Raw genomic sequence first — 15,997 nt, forward strand, 5'->3', positions numbered from 1 at the left:
CGGGCCGCGGCCTGGAGCCAATACTCCCGCTGAACACCCTGGGGGCGGGCCCCCCCCCCCCCCGCCACTCCACACAACACCAATCGCGATCGAGCGATCAGGACAGGATGACAGGGTGACAGCGCGCTTGCTCCAGACCCGCGAATGGATCCACGGCTGGCTGCTGGTGCTGCCGGCCCTGGTATTCCTGTTCGCCTTCACCCACATCCCGGCCATAGCCACGATCTGGCACAGCTTTTTCTCGACCCCGCGCGGCCGCCGCCCATCCCGTTTCATTGGCATTGAAAATTACGAGAAGATGCTCGCCGATCCGGTGTTCTGGCGGGTTATGGGCAACAACCTCTGGTTCGCCCTTGGGACTATTCCGACATCGGTCGCCATCGCCCTGGTGATGGCGCTCTGGGTCAACGACCGGCTCACAGGCCGCTCCCTCGTCCGCATGGCCTATTTCACCCCGACGGTTCTGCCCCTGATTGCCGTCGCCAACATCTGGCTGTTTTTCTACACGCCCGGCTTCGGCTTGTTCGACCAGATCACCGGTGCGCTGTTCGGCTGGCCGCAGAGCAACATGCTCGGCAGCCCGGCTTCGGCGCTGAATGCGGTCATCGTCGTCACGATCTGGAAGGAAGCAGGCTTCTTCATGATCTTCTATCTGGCCGCGCTGCAGTCGATCCCTGTGTCGCTGCGCGAGGCGGCGCTGATCGAAGGGGCCTCACGCTGGACGATCTTCTGGCGCATCACCTTTCCGCTGCTGATGCCGACGACCCTGTTCGTCTCGATTAATGCGGTGATCAATTCCTTCCGCCTGATTGATCACATCTTCATCCTCACCGATGGCGGACCGGATTATGCCTCCACCGTGCTGCTGTTCTACATCTACGAGACCGCCTTCAAGTACTGGGAAACCGGGTACGGGGCGACGCTGACGGTGGCGCTTCTCTTCATGATGGCACTCCTTGCCATCGGACAGTTCTTCTTCCTTGACCGCCGGATCCATTACAAATGACAAGAGCGGGCTTTGATCTGGACAGGATCCTGAACACGCTGGGCGCCTGGACGCTGGCCGTGATGTGGGCACTGCCACTCCTCTATGCCATCTGGACGGCGTTCCACCCCTCGGCCTACGAGGCCCGGTTCGACCTGTTTGCGCCCCTGACCCTCGAGAACTTCGCCAAGGCCTGGAGTGCAGCCCCGTTTGCCCGGTATTTCGTCAACACATTCGTGCTTGTCACCCTTATCCTGACCGGCCAGTTGATCCTGTGCACGCTCGCCGCCTTTGCCTTCGCCCGGTTCGCCTTTCCCGGGCGCTCGATCCTGTTCAGCCTTGTATTGTTGCAGCTTCTGGTGATGCCCGACATCCTCATCGTCGAGAACTACAAGACGATGGGGCAACTGGGCCTTGTCGACACGATCACCGCCATCGCCCTGCCCTATCTCGCATCGGGCTTCGGGATCTTCCTGTTGCGCCAGACTTTCATGACCATTCCGCGCGAACTGGATGACGCGGCCCGGATCGAGGGCGTCGGCGTGCTCGGCCTCTTGTGGCGGGTCTATGTCCCGCTCGCCAAGCCGACCTACCTCGCCTTCGGCCTCGTCTCCGTGTCGCACCACTGGAACAACTTTCTCTGGCCGCTGATCATCACCAATTCCGTCGAGACCCGCCCGGTAACCGTCGGCCTCAGCGTCTTTTCCGCCATCGACTCCGGCGTGGAATGGGCAACGATCAATGCCGCGACCCTGATGACCTCGGGTCCGCTGCTGATCGCTTTCCTCCTGTTCCAGCGCCAGTTCGTCCAGAGCTTCATGCGCGCCGGCATCAAATAGTCCGCCGCCGCACCGGCCACCGATGTCGGGAAGATTTAAGCATTTCTAGTTAGGCTCTCTCCTGACAGGCAGCAGTCGGTATCCGGCCGCTGCGCAAACCAGGATCAGGCCGGCAGAGGCTGCAAGCGCGTGTCATCTCCCCTCAACAGCCGCAGCCTCAGGCTTCTGCTCGGCAAGCTGGCACCGTTCCTGAAGCTCGGCGCGGCCTCAGGCGGGGCGGCCTTGCTTGCTTTCCTCACCCAGACCCTGTTGGCGCGCCAGCTCGGACCGGATGACTACGGCCGCTTTTCTGCCGCCCTGAGCCTCGTCACGATCATGGCGCCGCTGGCCTGTTTCGGCATCGGCAGTTTCTGGCTGTCAGTCTTCGGCAAGGAAGGTTGGGCGGCCGAACGCTGGCTCGGCAGGTCACTGGCCTATGTCCAGCTGTCCGGTCTCCTCGTCCTGGCCTTGGTCACGCTCTGGGCTTTCGCCGGCCCACATGACAGCCGCACCACGCTCGTCATTCTCGCCCTGATGATCTTCATCCTCAGCCAGATCGCCATGGAACTGGTCGGCGTCCTCTATCAGCTGGAAGAGAAATACACCTCTTTCGCGCTCTGGCAGGTGCTGCCGCATGTGGCGCGCATCGCGCTGCTGGGGCTGTTCCTGGTCGCACCGCTGTCGCCGGACTTCCTGCATTCGGCGCTGACCGCATTTTTCACGGCCTCCGCCGGCATTATCGGGCTAGGCATCTTCATGCTGCGCCGCCGGCTCGGCGGCGGGCTGGCGCTGCAGGGGCATGGCAACCGGCCAGCCGGCCTGGCGACATCCCCCGTGACCCTGGCGCAGGTGATCCGCCTGTCCCTGCCCTTCGGCCTCGTCGGCTTTACCTATCTCGTCTACACCCAGGTCAATGTCGTCCTGGTCAAGTATCTCGGCTCAGATGCGGAGGCGGCCTTCTACACCATCGCCTTCATGGTGATGAACGCCTTCCTGCTGCTGCCCAACATGGCCTTCGAGAAGATCCTCGTGCCGCGTATCCACCGCTGGTACCACCAGGACCTGCCGCAACTGAAATCGGTGCTGCGCCTCAGTGTCCTGATCGTCCTTCTGTCCTCCGCCATTGGTATGGCAGTCGTCTGGCTGGCAGCTGACTACATCGCAGCGTTCTTCTTTGGGACCGACGCAGCCCCCTTGGCAACAGCGCTCTTGATCCTGATGTGGTCGATCCCGCTGCGCTCGCTCAGCCTGTGTTTCGGCTCGGTGCTGTTCATCGGGTCCTTCATCCGGCTTCGGCTCTGGATTGTCCTGGCGACCCTGTTTGTCGATGTTGCGCTGTGTGTGCTATTCATCCCGGCCCGGGGGGCGAGCGGAGCGGCAACGGCCATGGTGGTTGCGGAAGCGGTCATGTGCATCCTGTTCTTCCTCGGGATGCGGCGCGCGATCAGACATGGGGAACGGGCGGTTTGAGCACCAACGGGCACAGCAAGGTCAGCGTCATCATCCCTTGCTACAATTCCGCTGCCACGATCGTGACAGCGCTGCAGTCCATCGTCGACCAGACACTTCCAGCCCATGAAGTCCTGTGTGTCGACGACTGCAGCAAGGACGACACCATCCGTGTCATCGAGGCCTTTGCGGCACAGCTGGCAGAGCAAGGCGTCACCGCACCGACAATCCGCGTTCACCGGATGCCGAAAAACGGCGGTCCCAGCCTTGCCCGCAACACCGGCTGGTCCCTGGCGGAGGGCACCCACGTCGCTTTCCTTGATTCAGACGACATCTGGCATCCGCGCAAGCTCGAGGCACAGATGCAGGCAATGGCAGAGACACAGAGCTTTGGCGCGTCGCACGCCCGCCAGGTGGACCTCGGCAACACCCCCGATGCTGCAATTGCCGCCGCACGGCCCGTTCAGCTCAGCCTCAACGGTCTCCTCTACCGCAGCCGGATCATCACCTCCTCGGTGATCCTGCAAAACGTACCGAACTATCGCTTCCCCGAGGACATGCGCTACTGCGAGGACTTCAAGCTCTGGTGCCAGATCCTCGCCGACCAGCGAAAGTTCGTCCTGCTCGACGTGCCGCTCTCCGGCATCGTCGGCGGCCATGACGCCGCCCCCGGCCTCAGCGCTGCCGTGCTGAAGATGGAAAAGGGTAAGCTCTCGGTCTTTCGCGGGCTCTACCGGGACGGCCGGATCAGCTGGCTCCAGTTCGTCACCGCCATCGCCTTCTCGAACCTGAAATTCGTGATCCGGCGCCTCCAGAGCCTATTCTGATCTACGCCTTGCCCTTGTGTTCCGGTTTCAGGCCGTCGGCTCGAACAACTCGGTCAGTTCGAAGCGGGTCACATCGACCAGGCCCAGATCGGAAATGCGCAGCTCTGGGATCACCACCAGCGCCAGCAGCGAATGCTGCATATAGGCGTTGTTGAGCGTGCAGCCACAGGCAGCCATCGCCTCCACCATTGCCGCCGCCTTTGCCGCCACCTCCATGGCAGGCCGGTCCGACATCAGGCCGGCAATCGGCAGTTCCACCAGCGCCAGTTCCTTGCCGTCCTTCCAGACCGTGATTCCGCCGCCGACCTCGCCAAGGCGATTGGCCGCCTTGGCCATCATTTCGCGGCTGGTGCCGACGACGATCATGTGGTGGCTGTCATGGGCAACGGTCGAGGCAATGGCCATCTCGCCCTGGTAGCCGAAACCGGAGACGAAGCCGTTCACCACCTTGCCGGTCGCCTGATGCCGCTCGACCAGCGCAATCTGGCAGACGCCGTTCTCAGCTTCCACCAGCCCGCCGATGACCGGCAGCTCCGCTGTCAGCGCCTTGGTCGGCGCCTGGTTCTCGACCACGCCGATCACCTTGGCCTTCACCGCATTGGCGCCCTTGGGCGCGGCTATGGCAAAGTCGGACGCGGCCAGCACCTTGCCAAGGCGCACCGTCTCGCGTGCGGACTGCGGCCAGTCGTAATGCGGGCAGGCGACGAGCATTTCGCCATGTTCGGCCACCAGTTGCCCGCGCGCGTAGACCGCCTCGATCGGCAGCTCGGTCAGGCTCGAGGTCAGGATCACGTCGGCGCGGCGGCCCGGCGCGATGGAGCCCAGCTCCCGCTCCAGCCCGAAATGCGTCGCCGTGTTGATCGTCGCCATCTGCAGCGCGATCACCGGATCGCAGCCACAGACAATCGCGTGGCGCACCACCCGGTTCATGTGGCCTTCGTTCACCAGTGTGCCGGAATGGCAATCGTCGGTGCACAGGATGAAATTGCGCGGGTCGAGACCCTTCTGCGTCACAGCCGTGATCTGGCTCTCAACGTCATACCACGCGGAGCCGAGCCGCATCATCGAGCGCATGCCCTGGCGCACGCGGGCCACCGCATCGCTCTCGGCCGTGCCCTCATGGTCATCGGCCGGACCGCCAGCGACATAGGCATGGAACGGGATACCCCGGTCAGGGCTGGCGTAGTGGCCGCCGACGGTCTTGCCCGCCGCCATGGTCGCGGCCATCTCGGCCAGCATCTGGGGATCGCCGTGGATCACACCCGGATAGTTCATCATCTCGCCGAGGCCGATGATGCCAGGCCAGGACATCGCCTCGGCAACGTCCTCGGCCGACACGGCAAAACCAGTCGTCTCCAGTCCCGGCGCCGAAGGCGCGCAGGAGGGCATCTGGGTGTAGATGTTGATCGGTTGCAGCAGGGCCTCGTCATGCATCATGCGCACGCCGGCCAGCCCCAGCACGTTGGCGATCTCGTGCGGATCATGGAAGATCGTCGTCGTCCCATGTGGCGTGACCGCCGCCGCAAATTCCGCAGGCGTCAGCATGCCGCTCTCGATGTGCATGTGGCCGTCACATAGGCCAGGGATCATGTAGCGCCCCTCGGCCTCGACGATTTCGGTTCCCTCGCCGATGCAATGCGAGGCGTCCGGTCCGACATAGGCAAAACGCCCTTCGGCAATCGCCACCTGCCAGCCGTCAAGGATCTCGCGGCTCTGCACATTGACGAGCCTTCCCCCCCGGATGACCAAATCGGCAGGCGCCCGCCCGGCGGCAACCGCCACAAGACGCGGCGCAACTTCGGCCCAGGATTTCGTCCGGTTCTCGGCGGCGGCATGGGTCACGGCAACAGGCTCCAGTCTCGGGCACGAAGGGCAAAAATGATCGGGTAAAGTTTCCGACCAGTCCCGGACTGTCAAGCTCTTAACCTGCCTGAGCCTCGGAGGCTCCGGGGTGAGCCCGTCGGGTGAGATGACCATAGAAGGCCAGCCCGACAAGACTTGCCGCCCCGCATCCAGCACCAAGCAGCAGCCATCCCATACCGGAACTGGCTCCAGTGGCAACGAGCGGCCCCATCGCGCCTCCCAATGCGCCGCCGAAGCCCCAGGACATGTTAAACAGCGCGAAATAGGTTGCCACCGCCCGCCCGTCTGCATGACGGCCGACCAGGATTTCCGACCCGGCCAGAACGGCAATTTCTGCGCAGGTGAACAGGCCGACAAGTACCAGCAACGCAATCAGACCCGGGATCACCCCCACCAGCGCCATGGCAGCCCCGCCAACGGCCAGCGACAACACCAACAGTCCAAGCACCCCCGTTACGCGCATCAGAGGCGGGACTGCGAACAGGATCAGAAACCCAAGCGCGCCATTGACCACCAGCACGGACCCGGCCCAGCCCGCAGAACCGCCGCGCACGGTCGCCTCAAGGGGAAAGGCTGCGAACAGCTGCGCGAACAGTGCCCACCAGGGCATAAGCGCCAGGCACAGGACGAGGAAGGCGCGATCACCAAAGACCGCCCGGTAGCTCCCGGCCACATCCTGCCGCGCATGATTGCGCAGCTCCTCGGCCCGCTCCAGCGCTGCCGCGCCGGCAAGCGCGACGAACAGCAGACCACTCAGGACCAGCGGCAGCGACAGATCAAGCACCGCAAGCCCGGCGCCTGCAAGCGGACCGGCGACACACCCCAGGTTAAGCGCCTGTGCATTCACGACAATCAGCCGGTCGCGCCGCGCTTCCGGCTGCGCGCCGATGATGCCATAGGCGCCGGCCTCGTAGACTGAGGTCCCAAGCCCGAGTGCAGCCGAGAAAACCATTGCCCCGGTTGCGCTTGGCGCAAAGGCAAGGCCGAGAAACCCAAGTCCGCGAAGCAGCAGCCCGCCAATGACAGCCGGCCACAGGCCGAACCGGTCCGCCATTGGCGCGACCACCACCGGCGTGGCGCGTGCTGCAAGGAAGTACAGCGCGAGCACCGCACCGACATCCGTCGGTGACATGCCAAGTGTCGTCGCGCAATGCAGGGCAAGCAGCGGCATGGCCATGAAATGCGAGGCGTTCATGAAACCCTGCAGTCCGATCAGCCGCCAGAGCGCTGGCGTCAGGGCTGACAGATCAGATGGTAGTTTTCCCACTTTGCTGTGCCTCCACTTGTGCTTCAGGCGGGCGCAAACGGTCCCCTCAAGCGGCAAGCCTCCTGGGTGTGGTCAGGGACAGGACGGCATCGCTGATACGCCGTGCCTCATCCAGACTGTCGGCAATCACCATGTACTCGAATGCCTGATCCAGTGCCGGCTCGATGGTCAGCGGGATCGCGCCAGTTGCCATCCCCGGCCGAAGCAGAAGTCCTGCGTCCGACAAGACCGCGAACAGATCACAGCCCTCGTCGAGCTTGCCCCGATTGTAGGTCTTGATGTGCTTCGAATGCAAAACCTGCGTCCCGAACAGTCGCTTGGCGATCTCGAAGACATGACTGCATCCCCCGCAGCGACCGTTGAATTCATTGACGAATATTTGCCCCTCTGCGACTAGGCCATCGACATTCATCCGCCCGCGATGACCCATCTGGGCGGCGAGCCGCACAAGGCGGGCACTTTCGTCAAGAAACCTGACCCGGTGATGGTTCGAATAGTCTCCAGGGATCTCAAATCCAACCCAGAGCGGCTCCATGTTCATGGTGCCATCATTGAGCAGAAAACACCGCCCTTGTGGGTCGATGAGATACTCGCTGTAGAGCACATGGTCTGTGTCGACATATCGTTCGACAACAGCGGGCTCATGGATGCGGCTTGCAACAGTCTCAAGGATCGCCTCTGCATCCTGTGCATTGGCGTAGCGCAGCACTGTCGATGAGCCCAGCGCCTTTCCACCGCTGCGAGGTCCGTGAACGATCAGGTTTCCAAAACCTCCGGAGTGCCGGTTGAGCTTGACGATGAAGTCGGCCCCCTGGGACACAAAGTGACGCATTGCCCGCTTGAGATCGGTCTCGTTCTCGCAAACCCATCCCTCCGGCAGCGACACACCAAGCCCGGCCGCGAGCTTCCGGAAGGTCGTTTTCTCGTTCAGCAAGGTCGCGCCACCCTCCCGGAAGAAGGCATCCTCAACCTCGACTCCGATGGCCTGAGCGAACTCGGCGACATAATTGTCGGGAAAATAGGCCAGGACACTGTTTGGCTTCCGGCCTGCTGGCAATCCTGCAACCACGCTGCGGCAAGCGGCGATGAAGTCCGGCGCGAACAGGATATCCTGCCGCAGGAAAGCAAGGGGAGCGCCCGTTTTCGACGTCAGCACCGTGAGATCCTCCGCACGGCAGCCATTCAGTTCAGCCCAGTAGGCCTTGTGCTGAGCCGTCGGCGCAGATGGCAGAACCAGCACGTCGCCAGGATCTGCCAACCACATCATCCGCTGATTGCATAGAATGATCTCTGATTGCTCGTGCCGGGAGTACCCGGACACGTCAGCGACCTGATGCTCGCTGTCAACATTGGCAATAATCAGCTTCGGCATGGGAAAGCTCCTTCGGTGCAGGATGAATAGGACATGCGGTCACGGGCTGCCCTCGCTCAGACGCTCCGGCGGGGCGGGCGCGTGGCAATCCAGATGGACGCCAGGACGAGGGCGATGCCGAGGATCTGCGCCGGCGAGAGCGTTTCCCCGAGCAACAGATAGGCAAGCGGCGCGGCAACAATCGGCTGGATGAGAAGGACAATCGAGCTTGAGGTCACAGGCAGCGTCTTCAACGCAACCGTCACCAGCCCCTGCCCCAGCACTTGCCCGACCAGCACCAGCACCACAAGCAAGCCGATGCTGCGGGCATCGGGTGGGACAATCTGCTCCTGCCACAGCAGTGTCGGCGCGAGGCAGACCGTGCTTCCGGCCGTGACGGCCACCATGATCTGCAAGGTCGATGCGCCCGCCTGCTTAAGGCGGCGGACTGTGACCAGATACGCGCCGTAGAGAAGGCCTGCGAGCAAGGCGATCGCATCACCGGCAACGCTGCCCCCTTCCGAGACCACCGATAGCCCGACCAGAAGCACAGTTCCCGACAGGGCGACCGGCAACGACCACCAGAAATTGGCTCCTGGGCGGTCAGACAGTCCAAGCAATCCGAACACACCGATGAAGAACGGCGCGCAGTTCGTGAAAAGGGTCGCAACGGACGCGTTGGTCAGACGGATTGCGGCATGCATCGCCAACAGATCCGCCGCAAAAAAGCCTGCCGCCAGTGCGTAAAGCCAGAGCGCCGGCCGGCCGGCCGCTTGCCGTAGCTGGCAAGGCACCTGAGGGGCAGCAGCCCTACCCGCGTCCGTCACTAGCATCAGGGCAGTGAAGATCGGGGCAGCCATTGCCACCCGATAGAACGCCGAGACATCGGCCGGAAGCGGCAGGGCTTTGACCACCACTGGCGCCAAACCCAGGCAGATCCCGCCTGCGGCAAGTACGCCATAGGCTTGCGGCACGCTCAGGGCGGAGCCACCGGACAAGGCAGCAGTCACGGTCCAGGGTCTAGGCGAAGGGGTCATGGCGGTCTCGCTTGGCTTCGAAGCGGGCCAGAAAACGCCCCTTGTCAACGATGGCCCGGGTGTGTGTTCCCGACGCGATGATCCCCTCGCCGTCCCGTGCCTCGATTGTGAACGTGAGGATCTTGTCCTCGATGCGGATCAGTTCCGCTTCGAGCGTCACGTTCCAGCCCTTTGGCGTCGGGGCCAGATGACGCATGTCATGGCCATAGCCCAGCGTCATCTGGCCGGCCTGCAACGTTCCCTCGATCGCACGCATCGCGGCCAGTTCCCCAAGCCACAACAGCACGGGGGTTGCCAGGACAGGGACATCGTTGCGCCAGTTTGTTGCCAGATCGCTGTCTTGCACCTGATGGACGAGAACGCCTTTGTTGCGCGACTTAAGCGGCACGAACGACATGGTAAACCTCCTCTGCGGAATGGGTCTGCTGCAGGCCGGACAACGCGTTCGCAAGTGCGCGCACAAGCCGGTCGACCAGCGTGTCGAGAACATCCTTCGGGGTGTTGAATGGGGGAGCAACGAGGATGGCATCCCCCCGCCATCCCGCTATGAAGCCGGACACCGGATAGACGATGAGATCCTCAGCGAAGGCACTGCGCACGACAGCATCCGCCAGCCGGGTCTCGGCCGGCCAGGGATCAAAACTGATGTCATCACGCACCAGTTCCAGCCCCCACAGCATGCCGTGGCCACGCACCTCTGCGACGTAGGGCAAGTCCTCGGCCATGTCGCGCAACCGCTCGCCGAGATAGGCCCCCATCGTTGCCGCCCTCGGCACCAGCCCCTCCTCCTCCAGCACGTCGAGGACGGCATTGGCTGCGGCCGCGGCGACAGGATGGTTCGAGTGTGTCTGCCCCAGGGCGAAACTTGCCCGTCTGGCGGTCAACGCACCGGCAATCCGCGCGTTGGCAAGAACGCCTGAAATGGGCAGGTACCCGGCATTGAGGCCCTTTCCCAGGCACACGATGTCCGCTTTCACGCTGCCATGGTCCATGCCAAGCCAGCGCCCTGTCCGTCCGAGGCCGGTCAGGACCTCATCTCCAATCAGAAGGACATCGTGCCGGTCACAGATGGTACGCATGGCCGGCAGATACCCGGCCGGGGGAACGATTGCGCCGCCCGATGCACCCACGATGGGTTCGAGGATGACAGCTGCGACATTGCTTGCCCCAAGACGGAGAATCTCGTCCTCGACAGCCTGCGCGCAGGCAAGACCATGCCCTTCGGCGTCCTGACCGGGACCGGCCCGCAGCGGATACGGCGTTGGCAGGGTCGGCTCTCCAGGCAAGACGCCCCCCGCACGACGGCGCGGCCAATGGCCGGACAGCGCCAGTGCGCCCGTCGTGGAGCCGTGGTAGGAGATCTTGCGGCTGAGAATGCGCGTCTTGGACGGCTGGCCGGTCTCCCGCCAGAATTGCTGTGCAAGTCGAATGGCCGTCTCGACAGCTTCCGAACCGCTGTTGACGAAGAACGCCGCCGCATAGCCAAGCTTTGCGCAAAGCCGGTCCGCCAGCTGCAGGGCGGGCGCATTGGCAAACTGTGTGCGGTACAGGAAGCTCGCCGTTTCCATTTGCCGCCGGACCGCATCGATGACATGCGGATGCCCGTGTCCGATCGAACAGGCAATTGCACCGGACGATCCGTCAATCCATTCACGGCCATGCGCATCCCGGATGAAGGGACCGCTGGCAGTCTCGGCAACCGGATAGGTTGCTCCGACAATGGGCATCAATAGCGTCATGACTTCCTCCCTCAATTCCAATGGTGGATGGCAGCACCGGCGGGAAAGCCGGCCCCTGCAGCGGCAAAAAGCACCCTGTCCCCGCGTGACAGCCGTTTCTGAAGGATGGCCTCGTGCAGGGCGATCGGAATGGTCGCGCCAACGGTGTTGGCATAGCGGTCCATGGTCAGTTGGAAGCGGTCGAACGGGATCCCGGACCGTTTCGCGATGTCCGCCAGCAAGCTGCGCGAGGGCTGGTGCGGAACGACAATGTCGACATCGGTCGGCTCAAGACCGTTCCGGCTGAGCACACGCCCGATACAGGCCGGCACCGCTTCGGAAGCGGCCCTGTAGACGCCGGGGCCGTCCATCTCGAACCGGTCGGTCTGGCATTTAATCGTGAATGCCTCCCGATCCCGGCCATCCGTAAACAGCTCGGCATCGAACCCAGCATTCCGCCCGCCCGGTGCCGCCTCGATCAGCACGGCTCCCGCGCCATCTCCGAAAAACACGCAGTCCCTGCGCTGCCAGTCGGTGGCGCGCGAAAACACGTCGGCACCAACCACCATCGCCCGCTTGAAAGGCCCTGCTGCCAGCATTGCGGCCGCAGCCGTCAACCCGAACAGGAACCCGGAACAGACAGCGGACACGTCAAACGCCACGGCATTGGCCAGACCCGACTTCTGCTGGGCAAAACAGGCGGTTGCCGGTGCTCGGCGATCCGGACTTGCCGTTGCAAGAATGAGAAGATCGACACTTCCCGCATCGACACCCGCCGCATCAAGCGAAGACGCAACAGCTGCTGCGGCCAGGTCGGATGTCTGGATCCCATCGCGGGCGATATGGCGGTGGCGAATCCCAAGGGTGTCCGCCACCCAGTCCGGATCAATGGCCGGATTGTACCTTTGCTGGATATCTTCGTTAGAAACGATCAGATCGGGAAGGCAGATCCCGGTCGACAACACTCGAAAGCTCGGTTTCATCTTGCATCTCCCTGCAACGCTGTTCCGTAGCGGCAACGGCTTGCATCAAGCCATCCTGAATTGTACCATTTGATCAATTACCCTCTTGAGGTTGCATCATTGTTGCGCCGCTGCTCGGGGGAACGGAAATGAGTTCGATTCATCGCTGCGATGAGCGGCCGTCATCGGGGATCGAAAATGGGCTTGGTAAATGTCGACGTAGACCTGCTGCGCACGCTCCTCGTCGTTGCGGACCTGAGAAACTTCACGTCAGCCGGAGAGAAACTGCACCGGACACAATCCGCGATCAGCCTTCAGATCAAACGCCTCGAGCAGATCGTCGGGGAGCGGATATTTGACCGGGGCAGTGGCAAGGACATCCGGCTCACCAAGACCGGCGAGTTGGTCCGGTCATACGCTGCCGAAATCCTCAGGCTGAACGACGCCCTGGTCCAGGAGATCCAGTCAGGTTCCCAGCCAACGGTCATGCGGATCGGCATGCCGGATGATTACGCGGATGTCCTTCTGCCGAAGGTGATCGCCGAACTGGCCCGGCGAAACGAAAAGATCGAGATGCAGATCATCACCGACCTCTCCACAAAGCTCGGGTCGCTTGTTGACACCGGTCACCTCGATCTTGCCTTCATGACCCGGGACGCCGGCATTGTCGGGCTCAGCCTGCTTGAGGAGCGGCTCAGTTGGGTCTGCGCACAGCAGGCACGGCTGGCTGCCGACAATCCGCTTCCCTTGGCCCTGTTTCCCGAAGGATGTGGCGTGCGGCGCAATGCGCTTGATGCGCTCGACGCCGTCGGCAAGCGATGGCATATCGCCTATTGTTCCGCAAATTTCTCGACGCTGAAAACTGCAATCCTCGCCGAGCAGGCCATTGGCGTCCTGCCAACCCGCGCGATCCCGGACACGATGATCCCCCTGGGGCCCGACGACGGATTGCCAGAGCTGAGGAATTCCGAACTGCTTGTTCAGGTCAGCTCACAGGCGACACCAACAGTGCTGCGGCTGTCGTCGCATCTGTTGCGCGCGTTCGAGGTCGAACTGACCACGGGCGAGATCGCCCATGTGCCGATGCCCCGGCCGGAACAAGCTGCGCCCAACCGGCATTGACGAGGCTTATGCAGAGGCGAAGGAGAACTCATTTCTATCTCTGATGAGATTGGGACACCGTCATGGCCATCGGATCGGGAGCCCTCAAGCCGGCCCCCGCCGCAACTCCGCAAACGAAGGGACAGGCCATGCAGTTCGAGTTCAGCACGCAGCAGCAGATGATGTTCGACCGGTTCGCGGAACTTGGTCGCCATGCAGCAGCCAGCGCCAGTCAGCACGACGCCGCCGGCAGTTTTGACCGTGCCACCTGGCAGCGTCTCGCCGACGCCGGGCTCTGGCGCATCCCCGTTCCCGTGGCACTTGGCGGACTGGGTGGAACCTGGACCGACTGTGCCGCTGCCATGGAAGGCGTTGCCACCACGGCCGAAGACCTCGGGTTTCTTGTCACGATGCTTGGGCACATCGGCTCTTTGCGCATCATCCTTGAGGACGGCACCCCAGCCCAGCAGGCCCGCTGGCTCGAACCGATCATGCGCGGCGATGTCGGGGTCACCGCCATGACGGAGGCGACCGGCGGCTCGGACCTCGCCCGCATGCGGGTCACTGCGACGCCGGATGGATCCGGCTGGCGGCTTGATGGCGAAAAAGTTCATATCACCAACGCACCGATTGCCGCCCTCGGCATGATTGCCGGCCGCATCCCTTCCCTCGGCGCCAAGCGGGATATCACACTGTTCTTCGTCGATCTGGACCAGCAGGGCATCACGCTCGGCGAAACTGAGGACAATCTCGGGATCAGGACCAGCCCCACCGCCAATATACGCTTTGACGGCGCAAAACTTGATCCGATCAACATTGTCGGCAAGCCCGGCGACGGCCTGAGTGCCCTCTATCGCATCATCGCCTTCGAACGAGCGCTCTATGGCATCATGGCTGCAGGCCTGATCGAGAACATGATTGCCAAGGCCATGGCGCGCGTTGAAGCACGCATGGCCTTCAACCGGCCACTGGCAGACTACCAGTATGTGCAAGGGCGGATTTCCGACATGAAGATTGCCTCGGTTGTCTGCCGCCTGCTGACCTATGCCGGCCTCGAAAAGCTGACAGCCGGTAGCGAGGATGCCTCCATCGTCTGTTCGGTCGGCAAGTTTCTCGCAGGCGAGAAACTGCTTGAAGCAGCCGAGCACCTTGTGCAACTGCATGGCCATCTCGGCTACATGAACAATGACCTGAGCCGTCACCTGCGCGATGCTGTCGGCATGCGCATTGCCGGGGGCACCAGCGACATTCAGCGGATCAACATCTTCAACCAGATGCGTCAGCAACATGCCCGTCGGTGGATCGGCGATACCCCCCAGACTGTTGCGGCAGAATGAGCGGCCGCGATGGGCTGGTCATTCAGCTCGTCGCCAGCGCCGCAAAGCCTGATGGGCATTGCCATGGCATGAAGATCGGCCAAGGACTTGATCTGGCGCAAGGCTGCAGCCGGTCGCTCAAGCTAGCGTTCCGGTTGTCCAGCCTTGCGCTCAACACCAGGGCCAAAGGACATCACTCTTTCCTCGATCAAAGGAAGAAAGACAAAATGTCAGCGACACCCAATATTGCGACCATGAAAGCTGCAGTGGTCCGAGCCTTCGGCGCGCCGCTCGACGTCTGCGAGGTCGCCCGTCCTGTCGCGGTCCCCGGCAAGATCGTCGTCAAGGTGATGGCCAGCGGCGTCTGCCACACCGACCTTCACGCCGCTGACGGCGACTGGCCGGTAAAACCCAATCCCCCGTTCATTCCCGGCCATGAAGGCGTCGGCATTGTCTGCGAAGTCGGGGCCGGCGTGAAGGGCGTCAAGGAAGGCGACCGGGTCGGCATGCCCTGGCTGCACTCCGCCTGCGGCCACTGCAAGCATTGCGTCGGCGGCTGGGAAACGCTGTGCAACGACCAGCAGAACACCGGCTACAGCGTCAACGGCGGCTTCGCCGAATATGTGCTGGCCGATCCAGGCTATGTCGGGCATCTGCCTGCAGGCCTCGACTTTGCCCCGGCCGCGCCCGTGCTCTGCGCCGGTGTGACGGTCTACAAGGGCCTGAAGGAAACCGAAGCCCGCCCCGGCGAGACCGTTGCCATCATCGGCATCGGCGGGCTTGGCCACATGGCCGTGCAATATGCCAAGGCCATGGGCCTGCATGTGGTCGCCGTCGACATCCACGAGGACAAGCTCGCCCTTGCCCGCAAACTGGGTGCCGACCACACTATCAACGCCCTCACCACCGACCCGATTGCCGAGATGCAGAAACTGGGCGGGGCTGAAGGCGTGCTGGTCACGGCGGTCTCGACCAAGTCCTTCGCCCAGGGCTTCGGCATGCTGGCCCGGCGCGGCACCATGAGCCTCGTCGGCCTGCCCCCCGGAGACTTCCCGCTGCCGATCTTCGACACGGTGCTCAACGCCAAGACCATCCGCGGCTCGATCGTCGGAACGCGCAATGACCTGACCGAAAGCCTCGCCTTCGCCGCCGAGGGCAAGGTCAGCGCACACTACGCACTGGACCGGCTCGAGAACATCAACGCGATCTTCGACCGGATGCGTCAGGGTGCAATCGACGGTCGCATCGTCCTGGCAATCAACTGATTTCCCTGGAAATGAAATCGGGCCGTGTCATCTGCTCA

The 15,997-nt window shown here is 63.0% G+C and carries 14 protein-coding genes; 7 read left to right on the forward strand and 7 right to left on the reverse strand.

Annotated elements, in window-relative coordinates:
- Positions 1 to 115 precede the first annotated feature (115 nt).
- The 4 genes from ACTIFE_RS18210 to ACTIFE_RS18225 all read left to right on the forward strand — a co-directional run bounded on the left by ACTIFE_RS18210 (position 116) and on the right by ACTIFE_RS18225 (position 4,079).
- Entirely contained in the window at positions 116 to 1,006 is an 891-nt protein-coding gene (locus ACTIFE_RS18210; protein WP_439530558.1) for a carbohydrate ABC transporter permease, read from the forward strand.
- A complete protein-coding gene (locus ACTIFE_RS18215; protein ID WP_439530559.1) occupies positions 1,003 to 1,824 on the forward strand; it encodes a carbohydrate ABC transporter permease in 822 nt (273 codons plus the stop codon). Before ACTIFE_RS18210 ends, ACTIFE_RS18215 begins: the two co-directional genes overlap by 4 nt.
- Before the next feature lie 129 nt (positions 1,825 to 1,953).
- Positions 1,954 to 3,273 (forward strand): oligosaccharide flippase family protein, encoded by a 1,320-nt coding sequence (locus ACTIFE_RS18220; protein ID WP_439530560.1) that lies wholly within the window; start codon positions 1,954 to 1,956, stop codon positions 3,271 to 3,273.
- Positions 3,270 to 4,079, forward strand: a complete 810-nt coding sequence (locus tag ACTIFE_RS18225; protein ID WP_439530561.1) for a glycosyltransferase family 2 protein — start codon at positions 3,270 to 3,272, stop codon at positions 4,077 to 4,079. The genes ACTIFE_RS18220 and ACTIFE_RS18225 overlap by 4 nt, the downstream gene beginning before the upstream one ends.
- A 27-nt stretch (positions 4,080 to 4,106) precedes the next feature.
- Here ACTIFE_RS18225 and ACTIFE_RS18230 read toward each other — a convergent pair whose 3' ends face one another.
- From ACTIFE_RS18230 to ACTIFE_RS18260, 7 genes are all read right to left on the reverse strand, one after another.
- On the reverse strand, positions 4,107 to 5,921 hold the full coding sequence (locus ACTIFE_RS18230) for an adenine deaminase (protein WP_439530562.1): 1,815 nt from the start codon (positions 5,919 to 5,921) through the stop codon (positions 4,107 to 4,109).
- Positions 5,922 to 6,000: 79 nt separating this feature from the next.
- A complete protein-coding gene (locus tag ACTIFE_RS18235; protein WP_439530563.1) occupies positions 6,001 to 7,209 on the reverse strand; it encodes an MFS transporter in 1,209 nt (402 codons plus the stop codon).
- A gap of 46 nt (positions 7,210 to 7,255) precedes the next feature.
- Complete coding sequence (locus tag ACTIFE_RS18240) at positions 7,256 to 8,581, reverse strand: hypothetical protein (protein ID WP_439530564.1); 1,326 nt, start codon at positions 8,579 to 8,581, stop codon at positions 7,256 to 7,258.
- A 56-nt stretch (positions 8,582 to 8,637) separates the two neighbouring features.
- Positions 8,638 to 9,597, reverse strand: a complete 960-nt coding sequence (locus ACTIFE_RS18245) for a DMT family transporter (RefSeq protein ID WP_439530565.1) — start codon at positions 9,595 to 9,597, stop codon at positions 8,638 to 8,640.
- The gene (locus tag ACTIFE_RS18250) at positions 9,581 to 9,994 is read right to left on the reverse strand and encodes a thioesterase family protein (protein WP_439530566.1); all 414 of its coding nucleotides are present in this window, start codon (positions 9,992 to 9,994) and stop codon (positions 9,581 to 9,583) included. Before ACTIFE_RS18250 ends, ACTIFE_RS18245 begins: the two co-directional genes overlap by 17 nt.
- Positions 9,975 to 11,336 (reverse strand): aminotransferase family protein, encoded by a 1,362-nt coding sequence (locus ACTIFE_RS18255; protein WP_439530567.1) that lies wholly within the window; start codon positions 11,334 to 11,336, stop codon positions 9,975 to 9,977. The genes ACTIFE_RS18250 and ACTIFE_RS18255 overlap by 20 nt, the downstream gene beginning before the upstream one ends.
- An 11-nt stretch (positions 11,337 to 11,347) precedes the next feature.
- Complete coding sequence (locus ACTIFE_RS18260; protein WP_439530568.1) at positions 11,348 to 12,298, reverse strand: ketoacyl-ACP synthase III; 951 nt, start codon at positions 12,296 to 12,298, stop codon at positions 11,348 to 11,350.
- 177 nt (positions 12,299 to 12,475) lie between these two features.
- On the opposite strand from ACTIFE_RS18260, the gene ACTIFE_RS18265 reads away from it, so the two are divergent.
- The 3 genes from ACTIFE_RS18265 to ACTIFE_RS18275 all read left to right on the forward strand — a co-directional run bounded on the left by ACTIFE_RS18265 (position 12,476) and on the right by ACTIFE_RS18275 (position 15,959).
- A complete protein-coding gene (locus ACTIFE_RS18265) occupies positions 12,476 to 13,399 on the forward strand; it encodes a LysR substrate-binding domain-containing protein (protein WP_439530569.1) in 924 nt (307 codons plus the stop codon).
- 62 nt (positions 13,400 to 13,461) lie between these two features.
- Positions 13,462 to 14,715, forward strand: coding sequence for an acyl-CoA dehydrogenase family protein (locus tag ACTIFE_RS18270; protein ID WP_439530570.1), 1,254 nt, complete (start codon positions 13,462 to 13,464; stop codon positions 14,713 to 14,715).
- Between the two features lie 206 nt (positions 14,716 to 14,921).
- Complete coding sequence (locus ACTIFE_RS18275; RefSeq protein ID WP_439530571.1) at positions 14,922 to 15,959, forward strand: zinc-dependent alcohol dehydrogenase; 1,038 nt, start codon at positions 14,922 to 14,924, stop codon at positions 15,957 to 15,959.
- Positions 15,960 to 15,997 lie beyond the last annotated feature (38 nt).

This window comes from Pannonibacter sp., assembly GCF_051860505.1.
GTDB lineage: Bacteria > Pseudomonadota > Alphaproteobacteria > Rhizobiales > Stappiaceae > Pannonibacter.

Excerpts from the sequence above, each read along its gene's own strand:
- ACTIFE_RS18215 (WP_439530559.1), top strand. The coding sequence starts at position 1,003 with ATGACAAGAGCGGGCTTTGATCTGGACAGGATCCTGAACACGCTGGGC.
- ACTIFE_RS18255 (WP_439530567.1), bottom strand. The coding sequence starts at position 11,336 with ATGACGCTATTGATGCCCATTGTCGGAGCAACCTATCCGGTTGCCGAG.
- ACTIFE_RS18250 (WP_439530566.1), bottom strand. The coding sequence starts at position 9,994 with ATGTCGTTCGTGCCGCTTAAGTCGCGCAACAAAGGCGTTCTCGTCCAT.
- ACTIFE_RS18270 (WP_439530570.1), top strand. The coding sequence starts at position 13,462 with ATGGCCATCGGATCGGGAGCCCTCAAGCCGGCCCCCGCCGCAACTCCG.
- ACTIFE_RS18240 (WP_439530564.1), bottom strand. The coding sequence starts at position 8,581 with ATGCCGAAGCTGATTATTGCCAATGTTGACAGCGAGCATCAGGTCGCT.
- ACTIFE_RS18245 (WP_439530565.1), bottom strand. The coding sequence starts at position 9,597 with ATGACCCCTTCGCCTAGACCCTGGACCGTGACTGCTGCCTTGTCCGGT.
- ACTIFE_RS18275 (WP_439530571.1), top strand. The coding sequence starts at position 14,922 with ATGTCAGCGACACCCAATATTGCGACCATGAAAGCTGCAGTGGTCCGA.
- ACTIFE_RS18260 (WP_439530568.1), bottom strand. The coding sequence starts at position 12,298 with ATGAAACCGAGCTTTCGAGTGTTGTCGACCGGGATCTGCCTTCCCGAT.
- ACTIFE_RS18265 (WP_439530569.1), top strand. The coding sequence starts at position 12,476 with ATGGGCTTGGTAAATGTCGACGTAGACCTGCTGCGCACGCTCCTCGTC.